General features: G+C 53.8%; 3 protein-coding genes. All 3 read right to left on the reverse strand.

Annotated features, from left to right (window positions below):
- Nucleotides 1-195: 195 nt before the first annotated feature.
- The gene (locus D1646_RS20760) at nucleotides 196-1,875 is read right to left on the reverse strand and encodes a recombinase family protein (RefSeq protein ID WP_160638281.1); all 1,680 of its coding nucleotides are present in this window, start codon (nucleotides 1,873-1,875) and stop codon (nucleotides 196-198) included.
- Nucleotides 1,876-2,387: 512 nt separating this feature from the next.
- Nucleotides 2,388-2,783: a winged helix-turn-helix domain-containing protein gene (locus D1646_RS20765; RefSeq protein WP_243154277.1), complete on the reverse strand. Its 396-nt coding sequence runs from the start codon at nucleotides 2,781-2,783 to the stop codon at nucleotides 2,388-2,390.
- A 110-nt stretch (nucleotides 2,784-2,893) separates the two neighbouring features.
- On the reverse strand, nucleotides 2,894-4,282 hold a 1,389-nt coding region (locus D1646_RS20770; protein ID WP_207709449.1), incomplete at its 5' end, for an S-layer homology domain-containing protein.

Genomic DNA, 4,282 nt, shown 5'->3' on the forward strand with positions numbered 1-4,282 from the left:
TCTATTCTATAGCAAAGGGAGTTTTCTTGTTTACATCATCGCCATAAGGCTTTTTTTGAACCACTCGCCTAGCGAGTAGTAAGCAGTACAGTTTAAGCAAAAAATAATCTGCCATATAGTGTGGTTGCTGGTATTCGCAATAGATAAAAAAGGAATGTCGAAAATATTTTGTATCTTGTTCGGGCCGGGAATTTATTATGCGTTCTCCACGAGGGCAAGGATTTCCCGGCCCCTCCGTTTCCGCTTGCTTTCCTCCGCTTCCGGCTCCAGATAAAGCGCCTGAAATTCCTCGAAGGACACATTAAACTCAATATCCACCTCATACCCTCTCTTGATGTGGACGGCCTTTACGAACTGCGCCACAATCATTTTCCTGGATTCAAAGGTGCAGTTGTCATATAACCCGGCCCAATTCACCAGCTGCGCGTATTCCTGTCCAACCTGTTCAGCGCCAGATACAATGTCCCGCAGCTCCTTCTCTGCGGCCTGCACCTGGCTCTCCAGCTCCTTAAGCTGGGCGGCTGTCTCGTCAATCAAACTGTTCAGCAGACCGGCGCTGAAATGGCTGTTACCCTGGATTACCTTCAGCGTCTCGGCCCGCAAATCCTGATAGGCCCTCTGCTTCTGCCGGTATTCATCCTCCAGACGCTTCACCTTCACTTTGGCAAGGTCGATTTTCCGGCTCCGCTGTTTCTCAAGCAGCGCCTGTGGCGGAGCCTTTTGGATTTGCTCAAGCTGGATGCGGACGATCTGCTCCACAAGGTTATCCAGCTTCTCAACACTGAAAGAAGTCTGTCCGTCACACTTTCCGGGGGCCAGCGTCCTGTTGCAGCATTTATAGCTGGAATAACTGCCTGTAACCACTGTCCCGTCTTTCCTGCGATATTTTCGCCCGGAGGTCGTCAGCACCAGCCGCGCTCCACAGCAGCCGCAATAGACATTCCCCACTAAAAGGGATTTCCCTCTGGTGGTAAGCGGAACTTCCCTGTGCTGGACGGTCCTTGCGCTGATGATCTCCTGTGCCCTGGCAAATACATTTTCATCAATGATTTTCAAGGCGGGCAAGACTTCTGATTTGCTGGCGCCTCTTTGCAAAACGCCAATATAGATAGGGTTTTGAATGGCCCGGTTGATGATGCCGACAGAAATCATTTTGCCGTCTCTCCTGCGGATGTTCTGCTCTGCCAGATAGCGGCAGATACGGAGCGCCCCACAGCCCTCATACACATATTTCTGAAAAATCAGCTTGACGATTTCCGCATCCTCCGGCTCTACAACAAGATCCCGCACATCTTGATTTTTCTTGTTCATCCGGCCTGTTTTCTCCAGCCGGTAGCCAAACGGTGTGCGCCCGCCGGAGTAAAGCCCCTCCTGAGTCAGCTGTTCCAGCCGGGTCTTGACGCGCAAGGAAGTTTTAATGCTCTCTCCAGAAGCCTGCCAATAGCGGATGTAATTCAGCAGCTTATCCACGTGATTGTCAAACCTCTGCTGGCCCTCCATGGCGCTCCATACTTCAATATTCTGCTTGACAAACCATTCCACCACAAAGGGCGTTTCATCGTCCTTGCGGCCCAGCCGGTCGAACATAAACACCAGCAAAATATCAAATTCGCCTTGCAGGGCCATCTTCTGTATCTCTTGAATCGCGTCCCTGTCCCTGGCGGAGACCTTAAACCCGGAAACGCCTTTTTCAGAAAATTCCTTGACAATCTCCCAGCCGGGGTGCTGCCTGCAAAATCCCCGGCAAGACTGCTTCTGCATGGGAATATCGTCTTTGTCAACCTGTCCTATGGTAGACACCCGATATAGACAGACGATGCGTTTTTTGGCGTTCTGTCCCATATCGCTGATAGCTTGAATGTTTTGCTCTGCCATATATACCCTCGCTTTCCGAGTGAACGGTGCATATATGGCGGCCAGAAATATTCTGTTTTCAAGGTGCCGCTTACTACACCATTATTATCTCATATTTCAACAATAAACGCAAAAAATCGCCGTTCTGTCCAAAGCCGTTCCTGCCCATGGCATCCCAGCGGCGTGCTGTCTGCGGCGCTTGTGAAGCAGACATATATCCTCTTTGGCCGGTCATTCTGTTATCAAGGTACACGGGCCGAATCGGTGTTGTGTCGAAATACGTCTCAATTTGAGATGTATTTTTTTGAATATTTAACCTGTTTTCCGGTTCCCCTCTATCCTTATTACAAGTGCCAGGGTGTGTTTTGCCAAACTTTTGAAAAGAATTTTTTTATTCGGCGAAAGAAGATACTCCTCGACTGTTTTAGCTATGGCACGTTGGCCGTCCCCTTCGAGAAAGTACGCTTTTGATCGAACAGAAAGAAGCCGCCGCCCCTGATTCGGGGCGGCGGTCGTTGCCGGTTCCTGTTTCATTAAGTTTCGTCAAAATCTGATACAAAGCGGTAGCCCACGCGATAGACGGTCTGGATATGGCGGGGGCGATTTGGAGTTACTTCGATCTGCTTACGGAGTTCATGGACAGACTGGCCCACGGACTGCGTATATTCCATCCTCCAGGCGTGTTCGCATATCTGCTCAGGCGTCAGTACAACATCATGGTTTTGCATAAAGTACAGCAGCAGAGAAAATTCACGGCGGCGTAGGGCCACAGGCTGTCCATAGACTTCCGCCACCCGGCGGGCCGGGTCGATGTAAATGCCCCTGATCTGGAAGGGGGCGGCCTCTGTATTGGCCGGGTTGTCATAATGATTGTACTCGGTGTATCGCCGGAGCTGGGCACAGTCCCTCCTTTCTGAAATGCGTCTCAATTTGAGACACATTTCGACAGGTTTTGCGAAAAAAACATAAGAAAAGCGGGACAGAAAAACACCGTCCCGCTTTCGTGGTACTATGCGTCTTTCAAGAAAATACAAGTTTTTTAAGCATCGGGCTCCCGATTCTCAATAAAGTTTTTCAGCATCTGCGCCACCTGCGCCCGTGTCGCCTGCCCCTGGGGGCCGAGCAGCCCGTCGCCGTAGCCGTTGATGATGCCGTTCTCTACCGCCCACCGCAGAGCGTCCAGCGCAAAGCCGCTGGCCTGATCCGCGTCGGTGAAGTGCAGCTCCTTATCCGTAGCGGCGGGGCTTCCGGCGTACCGCCAGAGCATGACCGCCAACTGCTCACGGGTGATGTTGTCGTTGGGGCCGAACATCCCGTTTCCGTAGCCGCCCACGATGCCCCGGCTGGTGGCCCAGCGGATGGCCTCGGTGTACCACGCGCCCTCCGCCACATCGCCGTATTGCAGCAGGTAGTTGACAACCGGCCTGCCCTCTTTGTTAAAGAGTATCTGTGCGAATTGGGCGCGGGAAAGGTTATCGTTCGGCCCAAACAGGCCGTTGCCGTAACCGCCCATTAGATCATTTCGCAGAACGTAGTCCACCGCCTCGTGATACCACGTCCCCACGCTCCCCAGGTCGCTAAAGCCGCGGGAGGGGCAGTCCGCGCCGCCGTCGCAGGGCTTTTGCGTATCGTCCGGCAGAGGAACAAAGGACGCTTTTACCGTTACGGCCCTGCTGGGCATCGTGAAGGTGTACTTGTTGCCGCCCTGGGCCGTCAGCTTGATCTCGTTCCCCCGGCTGTCTGTGACGGTCAGAGCGTCCAGCACATAGCCGCTGTCCGGGGTGATGGTCAGGGTGACAGTGCTGCCATTGCTGGCATTGGTGCGGTTGGAGGTCACTTTGCCATGCTCCGACTTTTCAACGGTGACGGCGTAGGTGCTGACGCTCCCGCCTCCTCCGCCGCCATGATTGCCGCCGGAGGGAGTATCCGGCGTGGTTGCGGGAGCCGTCCATCCCACGGAGACCGGGGACAGGCCGGTAACGGTAAACTGGAGGCCGCTGGCCGTGTTGATGACGCGGGGCGTTTCAATATCTCCGGGCGTTTTGCCAAAATCGCTGGTGGTGAACATATGCACCATGGTGAAGGTATAGCTGCTGTTTGTTCCCGCTGGATAGGGCAGGGTGATGGTCAGGCCGTTTGCGGGGAAGTTTCCGGCAGTCGCCTTCGTCCAGGTAGTGCCGCCATCGGTGCTGATTTGCAGCTCCACATCATAGACGGCGGTGTTGGCCTGGGGAACGCCGGAATTGGCCTGTGTAATAGCGGTTTTCATGGCGGTTTCCAGCTTTTCGGGAGTGTTCAGCGCCTCAATGTTCTGCAATCCGGCAGGGACCTTGGAAATGCCGTCCTCCATGACCAACTGGAATTTTGTGCTGCCATCATCAGCGGGCGGATTCGGCAGGATCACCACTTCCTTTGTCTCCACGGTGCA

This window comes from Pseudoflavonifractor sp. 60 (genome assembly GCF_009911645.1).
In the GTDB taxonomy this organism is placed as follows: Bacteria; Bacillota; Clostridia; order Oscillospirales; family Oscillospiraceae; genus Lawsonibacter.

Excerpts from the sequence above, each read along its gene's own strand:
- D1646_RS20760 (WP_160638281.1), bottom strand. The coding sequence starts at position 1,875 with ATGGCAGAGCAAAACATTCAAGCTATCAGCGATATGGGACAGAACGCC.